We start from the raw sequence: 18,215 nt of genomic DNA on the forward strand, positions 1-18,215 counted from the left end.
ATTAAGTTAATTATAAGAACTTTTCGATGTAAATGGAAGTTTTGATGTGCTACATACATGTTACAATAAATATAATACTGAATTTGAAAGGGCGAAATTATGAAATCACTGATTATAGCTGAAAAACCTTCAGTTGGTAGAGACATTGCCAATACGCTAAACATTAATGAAAAACGTAATGGATATTTTGAAAATAATAAATATATTGTTACATGGGCATTAGGGCATTTAGTAACAAATGCGACACCAGAACAATATGATGCAAGTTATAAAGAATGGAAATTGAATGATTTACCGATTATACCCAATAAAATGAAAACAATTGTGATAAGTAAAACGAGAAAACAATTTTCGACAGTGCAATCATTAATTAATAATAATAAAGTAAAAGATATTATTATTGCGACAGATGCAGGACGAGAAGGAGAACTGGTTGCTCGTTTGATATTGGATAAAGCGCATAATAAAAAACCGACCAAGCGTTTATGGATTAGTTCTGTAACCAATAAAGCAATCAAAGAAGGTTTCAATAAACTGCAAGATGGACGTAAGTTTAATAATCTATATCATGCTGCCTTAGCACGAAGTGAAGCAGATTGGATAGTTGGTATTAATGCTACACGTGCACTGACTACAAAATATGATGCACAACTCTCATTGGGTCGTGTACAGACTCCGACCATACAATTAGTTCAAATGAGACAAAATGAAATCAATCACTTTAAACCTCAGACCTATTATACAATGAAACTCAATGCGGCTGGTTTAACTTTCCATTGTACTAAGCCACAGTCGCATCCTGATAAAACTGTTTTGGAAAGTATAAAAAAAGCAATCGATGGGCAATCCGGGCACATTGCATCGATTAGCAAGACACATAAAAAAGCATATCCACAACAATTATATAATTTAACGGATTTACAACAAGATGCTTATAAACGATTTCATCTTGGACCAAAAGAAACTTTGAATACCTTGCAAACGTTGTATGAACGTCATAAGTTAGTAACTTACCCACGTACTGATTCTAACTATTTAACAGATGATATGGTTGATACGCTCAAAGATAGATTGAAAGCGATTATGGCCACTTCATTAAAAGATATGGCTAAAGCACAAATGTCACAAACATTTTCATCAAAACAAAGATTTGTTAATAATAATAAAGTATCTGATCACCATGCAATTATTCCCACAGAAGTGCGTCCAGATATCAATCAACTTAGCCAAAGGGAATCTAAAATTTATATGATGATTGCTCAGAGATATTTAGAAAACCTAATGCCGCCACACGAATACGAAGCAATCGCCATTGAACTCAAAGTAGGGCAGCATACATTTACTTTTAAGGACAAAGTAACTACTAAATTAGGGTTTAAAGCAATTTATGAAAATAAAGAAAGTATAAATACTCAGATAGATCAGTTACAGAAGGGTACAAAGCTTAATGTAACTAAAATTCTAATAGAAGAACATGAGACAACGGCCCCACCTTATTTTAATGAAGGATCACTTTTGAAAGCGATGGAAAGCCCACAAAAATTCTTTGATTTAAGCGATAAAAAACACGATAAAACATTAAAAGACACGGGCGGTATAGGTACGGTTGCAACGAGAGCGGATATCATAGAAAAGCTATTTAATATGAACGCTATTGAAGCTCGTGATGGTAAAATAAAAGTTACGTCAAAAGGGAAACAAATATTGGAATTAGCGCCACAAAAACTCACTTCTCCATTATTAACAGCAGAATGGGAAGAAAAACTTCTACTCATAGAACAAGGGAAATATAATGCGAGCCAATTCATCTCTGAAATGAAAGCTTTTACAAATCAGGTAGTCAATGAGATTAAAGAAAGTGAACAAAATTATAAACATGACAACCTAACAACGACTGAATGTCCTACATGCGGCAAATTTATGATTAAAGTCAAGACGAAAAATGGCCAAATGTTAGTGTGTCAGGATCCACAGTGTAAAACTAAAAAAAATGTACAACGTAAAACAAACGCACGTTGTCCAAACTGTCATAAAAAAATGACGCTGTTTGGTCGAGGCAAAGACGCAGTATATCGTTGTGTTTGTGGACATACTGAAACACAAGCTCAAATGGATAAACGACACAAAAATAAAAAATCAGATAAAGTAAATAAAAAAGATCTGAAAAAATATATGAATAATGATGAAGGTATTGAAAATAACCCGTTTCAAGATGCTTTGAAGGGTTTAAAATTCTAAATAATTCGAACAAATAGTTAAAAAATTTAAGTAAGGTTCGTGTTTGCTATTGTAAAATAGTTCGTTTGGTATTAAAATATGTAAGTATTTTAAAAAAAGGAGAACTAACCGTGAAAAAGTACTTCAAGTTTGATAAACACGAAACAAACTATAAGAAAGAGATACTTGGCGGGCTTACAACATTCTTGTCGATGGCTTATATTTTAGCTGTTAACCCTCAAGTACTTAGTTTAGCCGGCGTCGATGGTGTTTCTGAAAATATGAAAATGGACCAAGGCGCAATATTTGTAGCTACAGCATTAGCGGCGTTTGTAGGCTCGTTATTTATGGGATTAATAGCAAGGTATCCGATTGCATTAGCACCTGGTATGGGATTAAATGCATTTTTCGCATTTACTGTTGTTTTAACAATGGGTATACCATGGCAAGTCGGACTTACAGGCGTATTATTTTCAGGATTAGTTTTCGCAGTGTTAACGATGACGGGGCTTCGAGAGGTCATCATCAATGCCATACCTTATCAAATGAAAATGGCTGTCTCGGCTGGGATTGGATTATTTATTACCTTTGTCGGCTTACAAAGTTCAGGTATAATTGTTAAAAATGATTCTACACTAGTTACATTAGGACATATCACAGACGGACCTGTATTACTTACTATTTTCGGTATCGTTGTGACAGTAATACTTTATGCTATTAGAGTACCTGGCGCGATTTTTATAGGAATGGTTTTAACATCTATCGTAGGTATGTTCACAGGGCTGATACATACACCTAGTGGTATCGTTGGACAAGTACCTAGTATTGAACCGACGTTTGGCGCTGCGTTTGAAGCATTTAAGGATCCTAGTCAATTATTAACGGTTCAATTTTTAATCGTTATATTAACTTTCCTATTCATTGATTTCTTTGATACAGCTGGTACACTCGTTGCTGTGGCAACTCAAGCTGGGATTATGAAAAATAATAAATTACCACGAGCAGGACGTGCGTTGTTCTCTGACTCACTAGCAACAATCGTTGGTGCGATCTTTGGTACAACTACGACGACTTCATACATTGAATCAAGCTCAGGTGTGGCAGTAGGTGCAAGAACCGGCTTTGCGAGTGTGGTTACAGGTTTCTGTTTCTTGTTAGCTATTTTCTTTAGTCCATTGATGGAGGTAGTAACCAGTGCGGTGACTACGCCTGCGTTAGTAGTAGTAGGTGTCTTAATGGCAGCTAACTTTGCTGAAATTGATTGGAAAAAATTCGAAGTAGCAGTTCCAGCATTTGTAACGATTATTATGATGCCTTTATCTTATTCTATTGCAACAGGTATTGCTTGTGGATTTATCTTTTATCCAATTACAATGTTAATTTCAAAACGTCATAAAGAAGTACATCCAATAATGTATGCACTGATGATTTTATTTATATTGTACTTTATCTTTGTTCACGGATAACAAAACGAAATAAAAGCACATTGTTCTGTCATTTAGACATTGAACAATGTGCTTTTAATTTTATTATTTGAATGAAAGTATAAGTGTTTAGGAATTAGTTTTGTTCTTACATAAATAACTAAAATCGAGTTTCTTCATTATATACATTTTAAAGTTATAGTAGTTTAAGCGGATAACCAGATCAAAATGCTTAGAAGAATTTATGACATATACCGTTGGATTGCGCTAATTACATTTGAGTTGGGCAGGTATCCTACGATAATAATTAATGATTCTTACGTCGATCCTCCGTATAAATTACCTTTGCGTATTTGTTTGGTACATATAGTGGTGTAGATAATAAAATGAAAATGAAAAATAGCATTAAAAAGAATAAAATCCAATGGATCACCATACCAACAAGTGGAATGAAAGCCAAGAAAGAACCAATCACACCTAATAAAGGAATAAACATCATCGGCTTAATAGAATTTTGTTTATCTACTATTAATATAATCATCATTATAAAGTAGAGTAGCGCGTTAATAAGTAAAGGCTGCCAACCAAAACTTAAAACAATGCTTCCACCTAAGAATGGAATTCCGTAAACCAATTCACTAACTATGAGTAAGACAGATAATACTAACAATGTCATACGTATACCACGTTTCATATAATTCACCACCTAACTGTTTTTAATTATAAAGGAAAGTAAACTATTAGAATAATAATATGAAGAGAGATTAATAAAAATTTTACAAAGAACTAAAAAAATTACAAAAGAGGTTGAAGTGCGTTTCCTAATAAAGTACAATAACAAAGTATGTGTTAGACAAAAAGTTTCAAAACTTTTGCAGAAAAGCTTGATAAATCACTGTTTATCATGTATCATATCTAATGTTGGACTTTAAGAACACGCGATGAAGCGAAAGGTTACTGACACACCCGGCCGCTTTGCCATGGCGCTGTGTGAGATAGTTTTCGTGGAGAAGTCTATCACTTAAATGTAGACGATATAAGGAGGGAAAATTATGGCAAAACAAAAAATCAGAATCAGATTAAAAGCTTATGATCACAGAGTAATCGATCAATCAGCAGAAAAAATTGTTGAAACAGCGAAACGTTCTGGTGCAGATGTTTCTGGACCAATTCCGTTACCGACTGAAAGATCAGTTTATACTGTTATTCGTGCCGTGCATAAGTATAAAGATTCACGTGAGCAATTCGAACAACGTACTCATAAACGTTTAATCGATATTGTTAACCCTACACCAAAAACAGTTGATGCTCTTATGGGCTTAAACTTACCATCTGGCGTAGACATCGAAATCAAATTATAATAGAAAAAATTAGGAGGTGGACTTTCGATGACCAAAGGAATCTTAGGAAGAAAAATCGGGATGACACAAGTTTTCGGAGAAAATGGTGATTTAATCCCTGTAACAGTAGTAGAAGCAAGCCAAAACGTTGTATTACAAAAGAAATCTGAAGAGATTGATGGATACAACGCTATCCAAGTAGGCTATGAAGACAAACAAGCTTATAAAAAAGATAGCAGATCAAGCAAATATGCTAACAAACCAGCTGAAGGACATGCTAAAAAAGCAGGCACAGCACCTAAGCGCTTCATTCGTGAATTCAGAAACGTTAATGTTGATGAATACGAAGTAGGTCAAGAAGTCTCAGTTAATACATTTGAAGCTGGAGACGTAATTGATGTAACAGGCGTATCTAAAGGTAAAGGTTTCCAAGGTGCCATTAAACGTCATAATCAAGCACGTGGTCCAATGTCACATGGTTCTCATTTCCACAGAGCCCCAGGTTCTGTAGGTATGGCATCAGATGCTTCAAGAGTCTTTAAAGGACAAAAAATGCCTGGACGTATGGGCGGTAACACTGTAACAGTTCAAAACTTAGAAGTTGTACAAATTGACGCTGAAAACAATGTTATTTTAGTAAAAGGTAATGTACCTGGTCCTAAAAAAGGATTTGTAGAAATCACATCATCAATCAAAGGTAATAAATAATATACAACGAAAGGAGGAATTGCATAATGGCTAATTATGATGTATTAAAAGTAGATGGAACTAAATCAGGTTCAGTTGAACTAAGCGATGCAGTATTTGCAATCGAACCAAACAACAACGTTCTTTTTGAAGCAATTAACTTACAACGTGCTTCATTACGCCAAGGTACTCACGCTGTTAAGAACCGTTCAGCAGTACGTGGTGGTGGACGTAAACCATGGAGACAAAAAGGTACAGGACGTGCGCGTCAAGGTACAATCCGTGCTCCACAATGGCGTGGTGGTGGTATCGTATTCGGACCAACACCAAGAAGCTACTCATACAAAATGCCTAAGAAAATGCGCCGTTTAGCATTACGCTCAGCATTATCTTTCAAAGTACAAGAGAAAGGCTTAACTGTTGTTGATGCATTAAACCTAGATGCTCCAAAAACAAAAGAGTTCAAAACTGTACTCTCTAATTTAGAACAACCTAAAAAAGTATTAGTAGTAACAGAATCTGAAGATGTGAATGTTGCTTTATCAGCACGTAACATCCCTGGTGTTCAAGTAACTACAGCTCAAGGTTTAAACGTTCTAGATATCACAAGCGCTGACAGTGTAGTAATTACAGAATCAGCTGCTAAAAAAGTTGAGGAGGTGCTCGGATAATGGAAGCAAGAGACGTTCTTAAGCGCCCCGTAATCACTGAGAAATCTTCAGCTGCTATGGCTGAAGACAAATACACATTCGACGTTGATACTCGTGCTAATAAAACACAAGTTAAAATCGCTGTTGAAGAAATCTTTGATGTAAAAGTTGATAATGTAAACATCATTAACTACAAACCAAAGAAAAAACGTATGGGCCGTTACCAAGGCTATACAAACAAAAAACGCGTAGCAATCGTTAAATTAAAAGAAGGATCAATTGATCTTTTCAACTAAAAAACATTACCAATAAGGAGGTAAACGACAATGGCTCTAAAAAAATATAAGCCAATTACTAATGGTCGTCGTAATATGACTAGTTTAGATTTCGCTGAAATCACGAAAACTACACCTGAAAAGTCATTATTACAACCGCTACCGAAAAGAGCGGGACGAAATAACCAAGGTAAATTGACAGTTCGCCACCACGGTGGAGGACACAAACGTCAATACCGTGTTATTGACTTCAAACGTAATAAAGATGGAATCAATGCTAAAGTTGATTCAATACAATATGATCCAAACCGTTCAGCAAACATTGCATTATTAGTTTATGCTGATGGTGAAAAACGCTATATCATCGCTCCAAAAAACCTAAAAGTAGGTCAAGTTCTTGAAAGCGGTGAAGAAGCAGATATTAAAGTAGGTAATGCATTACCATTACAATTCATTCCAGTAGGTACAGTAATCCATAACATCGAGTTAAAACCTGGTAAAGGTGGACAAATTGCTCGTTCAGCTGGTGCTAGTGCACAAGTACTTGGTAAAGAAGGTAAATATGTATTAATCAGATTAAGATCTGGCGAAGTACGTATGATTCTTTCAACTTGCCGTGCTACTATTGGTCAAGTTGGTAACATCCAACATGAACTTGTAAACGTTGGTAAAGCAGGACGTTCTAGATGGAAAGGCATTCGCCCAACAGTTCGTGGTTCTGTAATGAACCCTAACGATCACCCACACGGTGGTGGTGAAGGTCGTGCACCTATCGGTAGACCATCTCCAATGTCACCTTGGGGTAAACCTACGCTTGGTAAGAAAACTCGTCGTGGTAAAAAATCTTCAGACAAACTTATCGTTCGTGGACGTAAGAAAAAATAAAAATAACTTATTTGCGTGTGCGGCTTAATAGCTGCACGCACACAATAAGAAGGGAGGCGCCACTATGGCTCGTAGTATTAAAAAAGGACCTTTCGCTGACGATCATCTAAAGAAAAAAGTTGAAGCTCAAAGCGGAAGCGAGAAAAAACAAGTAATCAAAACTTGGTCACGTCGTTCAACTATTTTCCCTGATTTTATCGGACATACATTCGCTGTATATGATGGACGTAAACATGTGCCTGTATTCGTAACAGAAGATATGGTTGGTCATAAATTAGGAGAATTCGCACCAACTCGTACTTTCAAAGGACACGCTGCAGACGACAAAAAAACTAGAAGATAATTTCTAACAGGTAGAGGAGGAAATTCGAATGGAAGCAAAAGCGGTTGCTAAAACAATAAGAATCGCACCTCGTAAAGTTAGATTAGTATTAGATCTAATTAGAGGTAAGAGCGCTGGAGAAGCTATTGCAATTTTAAAATTAAAAAACAAAGCTTCATCACCAGTAGTAGAAAAATTATTAATGTCCGCTTTAGCTAATGCTGAACATAACTATGACATGAACACTGATGAATTAATAGTTAAAGAAGCTTATGCTAATGAAGGACCAACATTAAAACGTTTCCGTCCACGTGCACAAGGTCGTGCAAGTGCGATTAACAAACGTACAAGCCACATTACAATCGTCGTAAGTGACGGTAAAGAAGAAGCTAAAGAAGCTTAATATATTTTTTAAGGAGGGTACACTGTGGGTCAAAAAATTAATCCAATCGGACTTCGTGTTGGTGTAATCCGTGATTGGGAAGCTAAATGGTATGCAGAAAAAGACTTCGCATCATTATTACACGAAGATTTAAAAATCCGTAAGTATATTGATAACGCATTACAAGAAGCATCAGTTTCACACGTTGAAATTGAACGTGCTGCTAATCGTATCAACATCGCTATTCATACTGGTAAACCAGGTATGGTTATCGGTAAAGGCGGTTCAGAAATTGAAAAATTACGTAACAAATTAAACTCATTAACAAACAAAAAAGTACACATCAACGTTATCGAAATCAAAAAAGTTGATTTAGATGCTAAATTAGTTGCTGAGAATATTGCACGCCAATTAGAAAACCGTGCTTCATTCCGTCGTGTACAAAAACAAGCTATTACAAGAGCAATGAAAATTGGTGCCAAAGGTATCAAAACACAAGTTTCAGGTCGTTTAGGCGGAGCTGACATCGCTCGTGCTGAACAATATTCAGAAGGAACTGTTCCACTTCATACACTACGTGCTGACATTGGTTATGCACATGCAGAAGCTGACACTACTTACGGTAAATTAGGTGTCAAAGTATGGATTTATCGTGGAGAAGTTCTTCCTACTAAGAACACTAGTGAAGGAGGAAAATAGTAATGTTACTACCAAAACGTGTAAAATATCGTCGTCAACATCGTCCTAAAACTACTGGTCGTTCTAAAGGCGGTAACTATGTAACATTTGGTGAGTATGGTTTGCAAGCAACTACAACGTCTTGGATCACATCTCGTCAAATCGAATCAGCTCGTATTGCAATGACTCGTTTCATGAAACGTGGCGGGAAAGTTTGGATTAAAATCTTCCCACATACACCTTACACTCAAAAACCTTTAGAAGTACGTATGGGTGCTGGTAAAGGTGCAGTAGAAGGTTGGATTGCAGTAGCAAAACCAGGTAGAATTTTATTTGAAATCGCAGGCGTAAACGAAGAAGTTGCGCGTGAAGCATTACGTTTAGCAAGTCACAAACTTCCAGTTAAAACTAAGTTTGTAAAACGTGAAGAATTGGGTGGTGAAACAAATGAAAGCTAAGGAAATTAGAGACTTAACCACTTCAGAAATCGAAGAACAAATCAAATCTTCAAAAGAAGAGCTTTTTAACCTACGCTTTCAGTTAGCTACAGGTCAATTAGAGGAAACTGCACGTATTCGCACAGTAAGAAAAACGATTGCACGTCTAAAAACTGTTGCTCGTGAAAGAGAAATTGAACAAGGTAAAGCGAATCAATAATTCAATTGAAAGAGGAGGTTACTAAAGTGAGCGAAAGAAATGATCGTAAAGTTTATGTAGGTAGAGTCGTTTCCGATAAAATGGATAAAACGATAACTGTACTTGTTGAAACATACAAAACACACAAGTTATATGGTAAACGAGTAAAATACTCTAAAAAATACAAAACTCATGATGAAAACAACTCAGCTAAATTAGGGGACACAGTTAAGATACAAGAGACTCGTCCTTTATCAGCAACTAAACGTTTCCGTTTGGTAGAAATTGTTGAAGAATCAGTAATTATTTAATTAAATAGTGAAGATAAAGGAGGTTTAACTCATGATCCAACAAGAAACACGATTAAAAGTAGCAGATAACTCTGGTGCGCGTGAAGTTCTTACAATTAAAGTATTAGGTGGATCTGGTCGTAAAACAGCTAACATTGGTGACGTTATCGTTGTAAGTGTTAAAAATGCTACACCAGGTGGCGTTGTCAAAGAAGGTGAAGTAGTAAAAGCTGTTGTAGTTCGTACTAAATCAGGTGTACGCCGTAACGATGGTTCATATATCAAATTTGATGAAAATGCATGTGTCATCATTCGTGACGACAAAGGCCCACGTGGTACTCGTATTTTTGGACCTGTTGCTCGTGAATTACGTGAAGGCAACTTCATGAAAATTGTATCATTAGCTCCAGAAGTACTTTAATAAAACATTTGTAAAATATATAAATTTAAGGAGGTGCCACACATGCATATCAAAAAAGGTGACAACGTAAAAGTTATCGCAGGTAAAGACAAAGGTAAAGAAGGTAAAGTTGTTTCAACTGAACCTAAAAAAGACCGTGTCGTTGTGGAAGGTGTCAATATAATTAAAAAGCACCAAAAACCAACTCAATTTAATCCTGAAGGTGGAATCTTAGAAACAGAGGCAGCAATCCATGTTTCTAATGTACAGTTATTAGACCCTAAAACGAATGAACCAACACGCGTAGGTCATAAATTCGTAGATGGTAAAAAAGTTCGTATCGCTAAAAAATCTGGCGAAGAAATCAAATCTAATAATTAATAATTAATTGAAAGGAGGATCCACTGTGAACCGTTTAAAAGAAAAATTCAATTCTGAAGTTACTCAAAACTTAGTTAAGCAATTTGACTACAGTTCAGTAATGGAAGTTCCAAAAATAGAAAAAATCGTTGTAAATATGGGTGTCGGTGACGCTGTTCAAAATACTAAAGTATTAGATGATGCTGTAGAAGAATTACAAGCTATCACTGGTCAAAAACCATTAATTACAAAAGCTAAAAAATCAGTAGCAACATTCCGTTTACGTGAAGGTATGCCTATCGGTGCGAAAGTAACACTACGTGGTGAAAGAATGTATGACTTTTTAGATAAATTAATTGCTGTTTCACTTCCACGTGTACGTGACTTCCAAGGTGTATCTAAAACTGCATTCGATGGTAGAGGTAACTACACTTTAGGTGTTAAAGAACAATTAATTTTCCCAGAAATTGACTATGACCGAGTAAATAAAGTACGAGGAATGGATATCGTTATCGTAACGACTGCTAACACTGACGAGGAAGCTCGTGAATTGTTATCACAATTCGGTATGCCATTTCACAAATAATCTCTAAAGGAGGCTAATTAAGTGGCTAAAACTTCAATGGTTGCTAAGCAACAAAAAAAACAAAAGTTCCAAGTACGTGAGTATACTCGTTGTGAACGCTGTGGTCGTCCACATTCTGTATATCGTAAATTTAAATTATGCCGTATTTGTTTCCGTGAATTAGCTTATAAAGGCCAAATCCCTGGCGTTCGTAAAGCTAGCTGGTAATAGAAAATAGTCTGAAAGGAGGCAACAATCAATGACAATCAACGATCCAATTGCAGATATGCTAACTCGTGTAAGAAACGCAAACATGGTGCGTCACGATAAATTAGAATTACCTGCTTCAAACATTAAAAAAGAAATTGCTGAAATTTTAAAAAGTGAAGGTTTCATTAAAAACGTAGAATACGTTGAAGACGATAAACAAGGGGTTATCCGTTTATTCCTTAAATATGGTCAAAACAATGAACGTGTTATCACTGGTTTAAAACGTATTTCAAAACCTGGTTTACGTGTATATGCTAAAGCTAACGAAGTACCTAAAGTACTTAATGGTTTAGGTATTGCATTAGTTTCAACTTCTGAAGGTGTTGTAACTGATAAAGAAGCTAGAAAACGTAACATCGGTGGAGAAATCCTAGGTTACATTTGGTAATAATAAATAATAAGGAGGTGCGATAACATGAGTCGTGTTGGTAAAAAAATTATTGACATCCCTAGCGACGTAACAGTAAGTGTTGAAGGTAACACAATCACTGTTAAAGGTCCTAAAGGTGAATTATCAAGAACAATGAATGAAAGAATGACATATAAACAAGACGAAAGCACTTTAGAAGTTGTAAGACCAACTGATTCTAAAGATGATAGAACAGTACATGGTACAACTCGTGCTTTAATTAACAATATGATACAAGGTGTTAAAGAAGGATACCAAAAAACACTTGAACTTGTTGGTGTTGGTTACCGTGCTCAAATGCAAGGTAATGACTTAATTTTAAACGTTGGTTACTCTCACCCAGTTGAAATTAAAGCTGATGATGGTATTACTTTCGGTGTTGAGAAAAACACAACAGTAACTGTTGCTGGTATTTCTAAAGAACAAGTTGGAGCAATCGCTTCAAACATTCGTTCAGTAAGACCTCCAGAACCTTATAAAGGTAAAGGAATTCGTTACCAAGGTGAATACGTTCGCCGTAAAGAAGGTAAAACTGGTAAATAATAAATAACTTTCAGAAGAAAGGAGTATTAAGATGATCAGCAAAATTGATAAAAACAAAGTGCGTCTTAAAAGACATGCGCGTGTACGTAATAAATTAGCTGGCACAGCAGAAAAACCACGTTTGAACATCTATCGTTCAAATAAACACATCTATGCACAAGTCATTGATGATGTAAGTGGTAAAACATTAGCACAAGCTTCAACTCAAGAAAAAGATTTAGCAAATGAATCTGGATCAAAAGTTGAATTATCAGCTAAAGTTGGCGAAACTGTAGCTAAAAGAGCTAGCGAAAAAGGCGTGAAAACAATTGTATTTGACCGTGGAGGATATTTATACCATGGCCGTGTTAAAGCCTTAGCAGATGCAGCTCGTGAAAATGGTTTAGAATTTTAATTTAAAGGAGGGACATTTACATGGCTCGTAGAGAAGAAGCGAAAGAATTTGAAGAACGCGTTGTTACAATTAACCGTGTTGCGAAAGTTGTAAAAGGTGGTCGTCGTTTCCGTTTCACTGCATTAGTAGTAGTTGGAGATAAGAACGGTCGCGTTGGTTTCGGTACTGGTAAAGCACAAGAGGTACCTGAAGCAATCAAAAAAGCAGTTGAAGCAGCTAAAAAAGATTTAGTTGTAGTTCCACGTGTTGAAGGTACAACACCTCACACAATTACTGGACGTTTCAGTTCAGGCAGTGTATTTATGAAACCAGCTGCACCAGGTACTGGTGTAATCGCAGGTGGCCCTGTTCGTGCGGTATTAGAATTAGCGGGTATCACTGATATCTTAAGTAAATCTTTAGGTTCAAATACACCAATTAACATGGTTCGTGCTACAATCAATGGATTAAAAAACCTTAAAAATGCTGAAGATGTTGCGAAATTACGCGGCAAATCAGTAGAAGAATTATACAATTAAGGAGGGAAAATAAGTTATGGCTAAATTACAAATTACCCTCACTCGTAGTGTTATAGGTCGTCCAGAAACACAACGTAAAACTGTTGAAGCTTTAGGTTTGAAAAAAACAAACTCTTCAGTAGTTGTTGAAGATAACCCTGCTATTCGTGGGCAAATCAACAAAGTAAGTCACTTAGTGACAGTAGAAGAAAAATAATTTTAAGGAGGTGCCGATATGAAATTACATGAGTTAAAACCAGCAGAAGGTTCTCGTAAAGTTCGTAACCGCGTTGGACGTGGTGCAGCTACTGGTAACGGTAAAACTAGTGGTCGTGGACAAAAAGGACAAAAAGCGCGTTCAGGTGGTAGTGTAAGACCAGGCTTCGAAGGTGGACAATTACCATTATTCCGTCGCTTACCAAAACGAGGTTTTACTAACATCAACCGTAAAGAATATGCTATTGTTAACTTAGACCAACTTAATAAATTTGAAGATGGTACTGAAGTAACTCCTGCTTTATTAGTAGAATCTGGTGTAGTTAAGAGTGAAAAATCTGGTATTAAAATACTAGGTACTGGTTCTCTTGATAAAAAACTAACAGTTAAAGCTAGCAAGTTCTCTGCATCTGCAGCAGAAGCTATTGATGCAAAAGGCGGAGCACACGAGGTGATCTAATGTTTGTAACGCTTGTGAGCTTCTTTAAAACAAAAGAAGTTCGTAACAAGATCTTTTTTACTCTCGCAATGTTAGTTATTTTTAAAATAGGTACTTATATTCCAGCACCTGGTGTTAACCCAGCTGCTTTTGACAGTCAACAAGGTTCTCAAGGTGTCACTGACTTGTTAAATACATTTGGTGGCGGAGCCTTGAAGAACTTTTCTATCTTTGCCATGGGTATAATGCCTTATATTACTGCGTCAATCGTAATGCAGTTATTACAAATGGATATTGTTCCGAAGTTTTCAGAGTGGGCAAAACAAGGTGATGCAGGTAGAAAGAAACTTAATAACGTAACGCGTTATTTTGCTATTGTACTTGCTTTTATCCAATCTATTGGGATGGCTTTCCAATTTAATAATTATTTAAAAGGTCAATTGATCATGGATCAATCGATTCTTAGTTATTTATTAATCGCTGTTGTTTTAACAGCTGGAACAGCATTCTTAATATGGTTAGGTGAACAAATCACTCAATTCGGTGTTGGTAATGGTATTTCCATTATCATCTTCGCTGGTATTTTGTCTTCATTACCTTCATCACTAATCCAGTTTTATCAACAGGCCTTTGTTGGCCAAGATGATACTTCTATGGCTTGGTTGAAAGTAATTGGCTTAATTATTGGAATGATATTATTAACGGTTGGTGCAATATATGTACTACAAGCTATTCGTAAAATTCCAATTCAATATGCGAAGAAACAATCAGCACAACGATTAGGTTCACAAGCAACATATTTACCTTTGAAAGTTAACTCTGCAGGTGTTATCCCAGTTATCTTTGCAATGGCATTCTTCTTGTTACCAAGAACATTGACATTGTTTTTCCCTGACGCAAGTTGGGCGCAAAAGGTATCAGACGTGGCAAATCCATCGAATAACATTGGTATGATTGTGTACGTTGTACTCATCATAGCATTTACTTACTTCTATGCATTTGTACAAGTTAATCCTGAAAAGATGGCAGATAACCTGAAGAAACAAGGAAGTTATGTTCCAGGTATTAGACCTGGCGAACAAACCAAAAAATATATTACTAGAGTTCTCTATCGTTTAACTTTTGTCGGATCAATATTCTTAGCTGTAATAGCGATTCTGCCAATTATTGCAACGAAAGTAATGAGCTTACCACAGTCTATTCAGGTTGGTGGTACGAGCTTACTAATTGTAATTGGTGTAGCGATTGAAACAATGAAAAGTCTAGAAGCTCAAGTGAGCCAAAAAGATTATAGAGGCTTTGGTGGTAGATAAATTGTAGGAGGGCATTTATGAATATCATTTTAATGGGTTTACCTGGTGCAGGTAAAGGAACTCAAGCGAGTGAAATTGTTAAGAAATTCCCAATTCCACACATATCTACTGGTGACATGTTCAGAAAAGCGATTAAAGATGAAACGGATTTAGGTAAAGAAGCTAAATCGTACATGGATCGTGGAGAATTAGTCCCTGATGAAGTTACTGTGGGTATCGTTAAAGATAGAATATCTGAAGACGATGCGAAAAAAGGATTCTTACTTGACGGCTTTCCTCGTACTATTGAACAAGCTGAAGCATTAAGTAATATCATGAAAGAATTAGATAGAGAAATTGATGCTGTTATCAATATAGAGGTACCTGAAGAAGAATTAATGAACCGCCTCACTGGTCGTAGAATCTGTGAGAAATGCGGAACAACTTATCATCTTGTATTCAATCCTCCAAAAGTTGATGGTATTTGTGATCTTGACGGTGGTAAATTATATCAACGTGAAGATGACAACCCAGAAACAGTTGCTAATCGTTTAAACGTCAATGTAAAACAATCTAAACCTATCTTAGAATTCTATGATAATAAAAATGTTTTGAAAAACATTGATGGTTCTAGAGATATTAAAGTCGTTACAAACGACGTCATTGATATCTTAGAAGATTTAAAATAAGATCAACTTTGTACGGTCTATGTAATGTCAAAGGTATAATTAAATAAGAGTGACAATGCGATTACGTAATTCATTATATTTGTTAAACTGATTAACAACACTTATAGACACGTATGGTTAGAGTTGATTTTTGACGATAACCGACTATTTCATAAAGGGGGAAGTTAATTAATGGCTAAACAGGATGTAATTGAATTAGAAGGTACTGTATTAGATACTTTACCAAATGCAATGTTTAAAGTAGAATTAGAAAATGGTCATGAAATTTTAGCTCACGTAAGTGGTAAAATTAGAATGAATTATATTCGTATTCTACCTGGCGACAAAGTAACAGTAGAAATGTCTCCGTATGATTTAACACGCGGAAGAATTACGTATCGTTATAAATAATCGTCACTCCATAATATAGGGAGGTTTAAAAATGAAAGTAAGACCATCAGTAAAACCAATTTGCGAAAAATGTAAAGTCATTAAACGTAAAGGTAAAGTAATGGTAATTTGTAGCAACCCAAAACATAAACAAAGACAAGGTTAATAAAGAGAGGTGTAAATAATTATGGCACGTATTGCAGGAGTAGATATTCCACGTGAAAAACGTATTGTTATTTCATTAACTTATGTGTATGGTATCGGTACTACTACAGCTAACAAAATTGCTGAAGAAGCTAACGTATCACCAGAAACACGCGTTAAAGATTTAACTGATGATGAATTAGGTCGTATCCGTGAAATTGTTGACAACTATAAAGTAGAAGGTGACTTACGTCGTGAGCAAAACTTAAACATTAAACGTTTAATGGAAATCTCATCATACCGTGGTATCCGTCACCGTCGTGGATTACCAGTTCGCGGACAAAAAACAAAAAACAATGCTCGTACTCGTAAAGGCCCAGTTAAAACTGTAGCTAACAAGAAAAAATAATAGGTAAAGGAGGCAAAATTTAAATGGCACGTAAACAAGTATCTCGTAAACGTAGAGTGAAAAAGAATATTGAAAATGGTGTGGCACACATCCGTTCAACATTCAATAATACAATCGTAACTATTACTGATGAATTTGGTAATGCGTTATCATGGTCATCAGCAGGTGCATTAGGATTTAAAGGTTCAAAAAAATCAACTCCATTTGCAGCTCAAATGGCATCAGAAACTGCTTCAAAAACAGCTATGGAACATGGTTTAAAATCTGTTGAAGTTACTGTAAAAGGTCCAGGTCCTGGTCGTGAATCAGCTATCCGTGCGTTACAATCAGCTGGATTAGAAGTAACTGCAATCCGTGACGTTACTCCAGTACCACATAATGGTTGTCGTCCGCCAAAACGTCGTCGCGTATAATTTTATTGTTATTGTCGCAGGTCACTGAGAAATACAGTAAAAATCAATCGACGTAAACAAGGAGGATATTTGTAAATGATTGAAATCGAAAAACCTAGAATTGAAACAATTGAAATTAGTGAAGATGCTAAATTCGGTAAGTTCGTTGTTGAACCACTAGAACGTGGCTACGGTACTACACTAGGAAACTCCTTACGTCGTATCCTACTATCTTCATTACCAGGTGCAGCCGTTAAGTACATTGAGATCGAAGGCGTATTACACGAATTCTCAGCAATAGACAATGTCGTTGAAGATGTATCTACAATTATTATGAACATCAAAAAACTAGCATTGAAAATCTATTCTGAAGAAGATAAAACTTTAGAAATTGATGTTAAAGATGAAGGCGATGTAACTGCAAGTGACATTACTCATGATAGTGATGTTGAAATTTTAAATCCTGAGATTAAAATTGCAACAGTTTCAAAAGGTGGACATTTAAAAATCCGTCTAGTTGCTAACAAGGGTAGAGGTTACGCATTAGCAGAACAAAACAAAACTAGTGATTTACCAATTGGTGTAATTCCAGTCGACTCACTTTATTCTCCAGTTGAACGTGTTAACTACACTGTAGAAAACACACGTGTGGGTCAAAGTAGTGATTTTGATAAATTGACATTGGATGTTTGGACAAATGGTTCAATTACACCACAAGAGTCAGTTTCATTAGCTGCAAAAATCTTAACTGAACACTTGAATATCTTCGTTGGATTAACTGATGAAGCACAAAATGCTGAAATCATGATTGAAAAAGAAGAGGATCAAAAAGAAAAAGTACTTGAAATGTCTATTGAAGAATTAGACTTATCAGTACGTTCATACAATTGCTTAAAACGTGCAGGTATCAACTCTGTTCAAGAATTAGCTGATAAATCTGAAGCAGATATGATGAAAGTACGTAATTTAGGTCGTAAATCTTTAGAAGAAGTTAAGTATAAACTTGAAGACCTAGGTTTAGGTTTAAGAAAAGAAGATTAA

General features: G+C 35.8%; 31 protein-coding genes. 30 read left to right on the top strand and 1 reads right to left on the bottom strand.

The window, feature by feature from the left end; genetic code table 11:
- Positions 1-99 precede the first annotated feature (99 nt).
- Both ACM6UH_RS04240 and ACM6UH_RS04245 read left to right on the top strand, forming a co-directional pair.
- Positions 100-2,238: a DNA topoisomerase III gene (locus tag ACM6UH_RS04240; RefSeq protein WP_011302595.1), complete on the top strand. Its 2,139-nt coding sequence runs from the start codon at positions 100-102 to the stop codon at positions 2,236-2,238.
- 110 nt (positions 2,239-2,348) lie between these two features.
- On the top strand, positions 2,349-3,683 hold the full coding sequence (locus ACM6UH_RS04245; protein WP_011302596.1) for an NCS2 family permease: 1,335 nt from the start codon (positions 2,349-2,351) through the stop codon (positions 3,681-3,683).
- A 265-nt stretch (positions 3,684-3,948) separates the two neighbouring features.
- Here ACM6UH_RS04245 and ACM6UH_RS04250 read toward each other — a convergent pair whose 3' ends face one another.
- Positions 3,949-4,335: a hypothetical protein gene (locus ACM6UH_RS04250; RefSeq protein WP_011302597.1), complete on the bottom strand. Its 387-nt coding sequence runs from the start codon at positions 4,333-4,335 to the stop codon at positions 3,949-3,951.
- Positions 4,336-4,693: 358 nt separating this feature from the next.
- On the opposite strand from ACM6UH_RS04250, the gene rpsJ reads away from it, so the two are divergent.
- The 28 genes from rpsJ to ACM6UH_RS04390 all read left to right on the top strand — a co-directional run bounded on the left by rpsJ (position 4,694) and on the right by ACM6UH_RS04390 (position 18,215).
- Complete coding sequence (gene rpsJ, locus ACM6UH_RS04255; protein WP_002482611.1) at positions 4,694-5,002, top strand: 30S ribosomal protein S10; 309 nt, start codon at positions 4,694-4,696, stop codon at positions 5,000-5,002.
- Between the two features lie 27 nt (positions 5,003-5,029).
- Complete coding sequence (rplC, locus tag ACM6UH_RS04260; RefSeq protein WP_037537923.1) at positions 5,030-5,689, top strand: 50S ribosomal protein L3; 660 nt, start codon at positions 5,030-5,032, stop codon at positions 5,687-5,689.
- Positions 5,690-5,715: 26 nt separating this feature from the next.
- Positions 5,716-6,339, top strand: coding sequence for a 50S ribosomal protein L4 (gene rplD, locus ACM6UH_RS04265; RefSeq protein WP_002482613.1), 624 nt, complete (start codon positions 5,716-5,718; stop codon positions 6,337-6,339).
- Positions 6,339-6,614: a 50S ribosomal protein L23 gene (rplW, locus tag ACM6UH_RS04270; protein ID WP_011302599.1), complete on the top strand. Its 276-nt coding sequence runs from the start codon at positions 6,339-6,341 to the stop codon at positions 6,612-6,614. Before rplD ends, rplW begins: the two co-directional genes overlap by 1 nt.
- 30 nt (positions 6,615-6,644) lie before the next feature.
- Positions 6,645-7,478 (top strand): 50S ribosomal protein L2, encoded by an 834-nt coding sequence (rplB, locus tag ACM6UH_RS04275; RefSeq protein ID WP_011302600.1) that lies wholly within the window; start codon positions 6,645-6,647, stop codon positions 7,476-7,478.
- A 64-nt stretch (positions 7,479-7,542) separates the two neighbouring features.
- Complete coding sequence (rpsS, locus tag ACM6UH_RS04280; protein WP_002482616.1) at positions 7,543-7,821, top strand: 30S ribosomal protein S19; 279 nt, start codon at positions 7,543-7,545, stop codon at positions 7,819-7,821.
- Positions 7,822-7,849: 28 nt separating this feature from the next.
- Positions 7,850-8,203 carry a 50S ribosomal protein L22 gene (rplV, locus tag ACM6UH_RS04285; protein ID WP_002482617.1) on the top strand — a complete coding sequence of 118 codons (354 nt, stop codon included), beginning with the start codon at positions 7,850-7,852 and terminating at the stop codon, positions 8,201-8,203.
- Between the two features lie 24 nt (positions 8,204-8,227).
- The gene (rpsC, locus tag ACM6UH_RS04290) at positions 8,228-8,881 is read left to right on the top strand and encodes a 30S ribosomal protein S3 (protein WP_002482618.1); all 654 of its coding nucleotides are present in this window, start codon (positions 8,228-8,230) and stop codon (positions 8,879-8,881) included.
- A gap of 2 nt (positions 8,882-8,883) precedes the next feature.
- Positions 8,884-9,318, top strand: a complete 435-nt coding sequence (rplP, locus tag ACM6UH_RS04295) for a 50S ribosomal protein L16 (protein WP_002482619.1) — start codon at positions 8,884-8,886, stop codon at positions 9,316-9,318.
- A complete protein-coding gene (gene rpmC / locus ACM6UH_RS04300) occupies positions 9,308-9,517 on the top strand; it encodes a 50S ribosomal protein L29 (protein WP_002482620.1) in 210 nt (69 codons plus the stop codon). Before rplP ends, rpmC begins: the two co-directional genes overlap by 11 nt.
- Positions 9,518-9,543: 26 nt before the next feature.
- Positions 9,544-9,807 carry a 30S ribosomal protein S17 gene (rpsQ, locus tag ACM6UH_RS04305; protein WP_002482621.1) on the top strand — a complete coding sequence of 88 codons (264 nt, stop codon included), beginning with the start codon at positions 9,544-9,546 and terminating at the stop codon, positions 9,805-9,807.
- Positions 9,808-9,838: 31 nt separating this feature from the next.
- Entirely contained in the window at positions 9,839-10,207 is a 369-nt protein-coding gene (gene rplN, locus ACM6UH_RS04310) for a 50S ribosomal protein L14 (protein WP_433912001.1), read from the top strand.
- A gap of 42 nt (positions 10,208-10,249) precedes the next feature.
- The gene (gene rplX / locus ACM6UH_RS04315) at positions 10,250-10,567 is read left to right on the top strand and encodes a 50S ribosomal protein L24 (protein WP_002482623.1); all 318 of its coding nucleotides are present in this window, start codon (positions 10,250-10,252) and stop codon (positions 10,565-10,567) included.
- Between the two features lie 25 nt (positions 10,568-10,592).
- Positions 10,593-11,132, top strand: a complete 540-nt coding sequence (gene rplE / locus ACM6UH_RS04320) for a 50S ribosomal protein L5 (RefSeq protein ID WP_002482624.1) — start codon at positions 10,593-10,595, stop codon at positions 11,130-11,132.
- A gap of 21 nt (positions 11,133-11,153) precedes the next feature.
- Entirely contained in the window at positions 11,154-11,339 is a 186-nt protein-coding gene (locus ACM6UH_RS04325) for a type Z 30S ribosomal protein S14 (RefSeq protein ID WP_002482625.1), read from the top strand.
- Positions 11,340-11,370: 31 nt separating this feature from the next.
- The gene (rpsH, locus tag ACM6UH_RS04330; RefSeq protein WP_002482626.1) at positions 11,371-11,769 is read left to right on the top strand and encodes a 30S ribosomal protein S8; all 399 of its coding nucleotides are present in this window, start codon (positions 11,371-11,373) and stop codon (positions 11,767-11,769) included.
- 27 nt (positions 11,770-11,796) lie between these two features.
- Positions 11,797-12,333 (top strand): 50S ribosomal protein L6, encoded by a 537-nt coding sequence (rplF, locus tag ACM6UH_RS04335; RefSeq protein WP_002482627.1) that lies wholly within the window; start codon positions 11,797-11,799, stop codon positions 12,331-12,333.
- A 31-nt stretch (positions 12,334-12,364) separates the two neighbouring features.
- On the top strand, positions 12,365-12,727 hold the full coding sequence (gene rplR, locus ACM6UH_RS04340; RefSeq protein WP_011302601.1) for a 50S ribosomal protein L18: 363 nt from the start codon (positions 12,365-12,367) through the stop codon (positions 12,725-12,727).
- A gap of 20 nt (positions 12,728-12,747) precedes the next feature.
- The gene (gene rpsE / locus ACM6UH_RS04345; RefSeq protein ID WP_011302602.1) at positions 12,748-13,245 is read left to right on the top strand and encodes a 30S ribosomal protein S5; all 498 of its coding nucleotides are present in this window, start codon (positions 12,748-12,750) and stop codon (positions 13,243-13,245) included.
- 16 nt (positions 13,246-13,261) lie between these two features.
- Positions 13,262-13,441, top strand: a complete 180-nt coding sequence (gene rpmD / locus ACM6UH_RS04350) for a 50S ribosomal protein L30 (RefSeq protein WP_002482630.1) — start codon at positions 13,262-13,264, stop codon at positions 13,439-13,441.
- Positions 13,442-13,459: 18 nt separating this feature from the next.
- Entirely contained in the window at positions 13,460-13,900 is a 441-nt protein-coding gene (gene rplO, locus ACM6UH_RS04355; protein WP_002482631.1) for a 50S ribosomal protein L15, read from the top strand.
- A complete protein-coding gene (gene secY, locus ACM6UH_RS04360) occupies positions 13,900-15,192 on the top strand; it encodes a preprotein translocase subunit SecY (RefSeq protein WP_048787596.1) in 1,293 nt (430 codons plus the stop codon). Before rplO ends, secY begins: the two co-directional genes overlap by 1 nt.
- 17 nt (positions 15,193-15,209) lie before the next feature.
- On the top strand, positions 15,210-15,860 hold the full coding sequence (locus ACM6UH_RS04365; protein WP_011302604.1) for an adenylate kinase: 651 nt from the start codon (positions 15,210-15,212) through the stop codon (positions 15,858-15,860).
- Positions 15,861-16,031: 171 nt separating this feature from the next.
- Positions 16,032-16,250: a translation initiation factor IF-1 gene (infA, locus tag ACM6UH_RS04370; protein WP_001118443.1), complete on the top strand. Its 219-nt coding sequence runs from the start codon at positions 16,032-16,034 to the stop codon at positions 16,248-16,250.
- Between the two features lie 31 nt (positions 16,251-16,281).
- Entirely contained in the window at positions 16,282-16,395 is a 114-nt protein-coding gene (gene rpmJ / locus ACM6UH_RS04375) for a 50S ribosomal protein L36 (RefSeq protein WP_002482634.1), read from the top strand.
- A 21-nt stretch (positions 16,396-16,416) separates the two neighbouring features.
- Positions 16,417-16,782: a 30S ribosomal protein S13 gene (gene rpsM / locus ACM6UH_RS04380; protein ID WP_011302605.1), complete on the top strand. Its 366-nt coding sequence runs from the start codon at positions 16,417-16,419 to the stop codon at positions 16,780-16,782.
- A 23-nt stretch (positions 16,783-16,805) separates the two neighbouring features.
- Positions 16,806-17,195, top strand: a complete 390-nt coding sequence (gene rpsK / locus ACM6UH_RS04385) for a 30S ribosomal protein S11 (RefSeq protein WP_002482636.1) — start codon at positions 16,806-16,808, stop codon at positions 17,193-17,195.
- A gap of 75 nt (positions 17,196-17,270) precedes the next feature.
- Positions 17,271-18,215, top strand: a complete 945-nt coding sequence (locus ACM6UH_RS04390) for a DNA-directed RNA polymerase subunit alpha (RefSeq protein ID WP_011302606.1) — start codon at positions 17,271-17,273, stop codon at positions 18,213-18,215.

It is taken from the genome of Staphylococcus sp. LKG4-2 (assembly GCF_050955665.1).
GTDB classification, from domain to species: Bacteria; Bacillota; Bacilli; order Staphylococcales; family Staphylococcaceae; genus Staphylococcus; species Staphylococcus saprophyticus.

Coding starts and splice junctions, on each gene's coding strand:
- ACM6UH_RS04240 (WP_011302595.1), top strand. CDS start 100: ATGAAATCACTGATTATAGCTGAAAAACCTTCAGTTGGTAGAGACATT.
- ACM6UH_RS04250 (WP_011302597.1), bottom strand. CDS start 4,335: ATGAAACGTGGTATACGTATGACATTGTTAGTATTATCTGTCTTACTC.
- rpsJ (WP_002482611.1), top strand. CDS start 4,694: ATGGCAAAACAAAAAATCAGAATCAGATTAAAAGCTTATGATCACAGA.
- rplC (WP_037537923.1), top strand. CDS start 5,030: ATGACCAAAGGAATCTTAGGAAGAAAAATCGGGATGACACAAGTTTTC.
- rplD (WP_002482613.1), top strand. CDS start 5,716: ATGGCTAATTATGATGTATTAAAAGTAGATGGAACTAAATCAGGTTCA.
- rplW (WP_011302599.1), top strand. CDS start 6,339: ATGGAAGCAAGAGACGTTCTTAAGCGCCCCGTAATCACTGAGAAATCT.
- rplB (WP_011302600.1), top strand. CDS start 6,645: ATGGCTCTAAAAAAATATAAGCCAATTACTAATGGTCGTCGTAATATG.
- rpsS (WP_002482616.1), top strand. CDS start 7,543: ATGGCTCGTAGTATTAAAAAAGGACCTTTCGCTGACGATCATCTAAAG.
- rplV (WP_002482617.1), top strand. CDS start 7,850: ATGGAAGCAAAAGCGGTTGCTAAAACAATAAGAATCGCACCTCGTAAA.
- rplP (WP_002482619.1), top strand. CDS start 8,884: ATGTTACTACCAAAACGTGTAAAATATCGTCGTCAACATCGTCCTAAA.
- rpmC (WP_002482620.1), top strand. CDS start 9,308: ATGAAAGCTAAGGAAATTAGAGACTTAACCACTTCAGAAATCGAAGAA.
- rplN (WP_433912001.1), top strand. CDS start 9,839: ATGATCCAACAAGAAACACGATTAAAAGTAGCAGATAACTCTGGTGCG.
- rplX (WP_002482623.1), top strand. CDS start 10,250: ATGCATATCAAAAAAGGTGACAACGTAAAAGTTATCGCAGGTAAAGAC.
- rpsH (WP_002482626.1), top strand. CDS start 11,371: ATGACAATCAACGATCCAATTGCAGATATGCTAACTCGTGTAAGAAAC.
- rplF (WP_002482627.1), top strand. CDS start 11,797: ATGAGTCGTGTTGGTAAAAAAATTATTGACATCCCTAGCGACGTAACA.
- rplR (WP_011302601.1), top strand. CDS start 12,365: ATGATCAGCAAAATTGATAAAAACAAAGTGCGTCTTAAAAGACATGCG.
- rpsE (WP_011302602.1), top strand. CDS start 12,748: ATGGCTCGTAGAGAAGAAGCGAAAGAATTTGAAGAACGCGTTGTTACA.
- rpmD (WP_002482630.1), top strand. CDS start 13,262: ATGGCTAAATTACAAATTACCCTCACTCGTAGTGTTATAGGTCGTCCA.
- rplO (WP_002482631.1), top strand. CDS start 13,460: ATGAAATTACATGAGTTAAAACCAGCAGAAGGTTCTCGTAAAGTTCGT.
- secY (WP_048787596.1), top strand. CDS start 13,900: ATGTTTGTAACGCTTGTGAGCTTCTTTAAAACAAAAGAAGTTCGTAAC.
- ACM6UH_RS04365 (WP_011302604.1), top strand. CDS start 15,210: ATGAATATCATTTTAATGGGTTTACCTGGTGCAGGTAAAGGAACTCAA.
- infA (WP_001118443.1), top strand. CDS start 16,032: ATGGCTAAACAGGATGTAATTGAATTAGAAGGTACTGTATTAGATACT.
- rpmJ (WP_002482634.1), top strand. CDS start 16,282: ATGAAAGTAAGACCATCAGTAAAACCAATTTGCGAAAAATGTAAAGTC.
- rpsM (WP_011302605.1), top strand. CDS start 16,417: ATGGCACGTATTGCAGGAGTAGATATTCCACGTGAAAAACGTATTGTT.
- rpsK (WP_002482636.1), top strand. CDS start 16,806: ATGGCACGTAAACAAGTATCTCGTAAACGTAGAGTGAAAAAGAATATT.
- ACM6UH_RS04390 (WP_011302606.1), top strand. CDS start 17,271: ATGATTGAAATCGAAAAACCTAGAATTGAAACAATTGAAATTAGTGAA.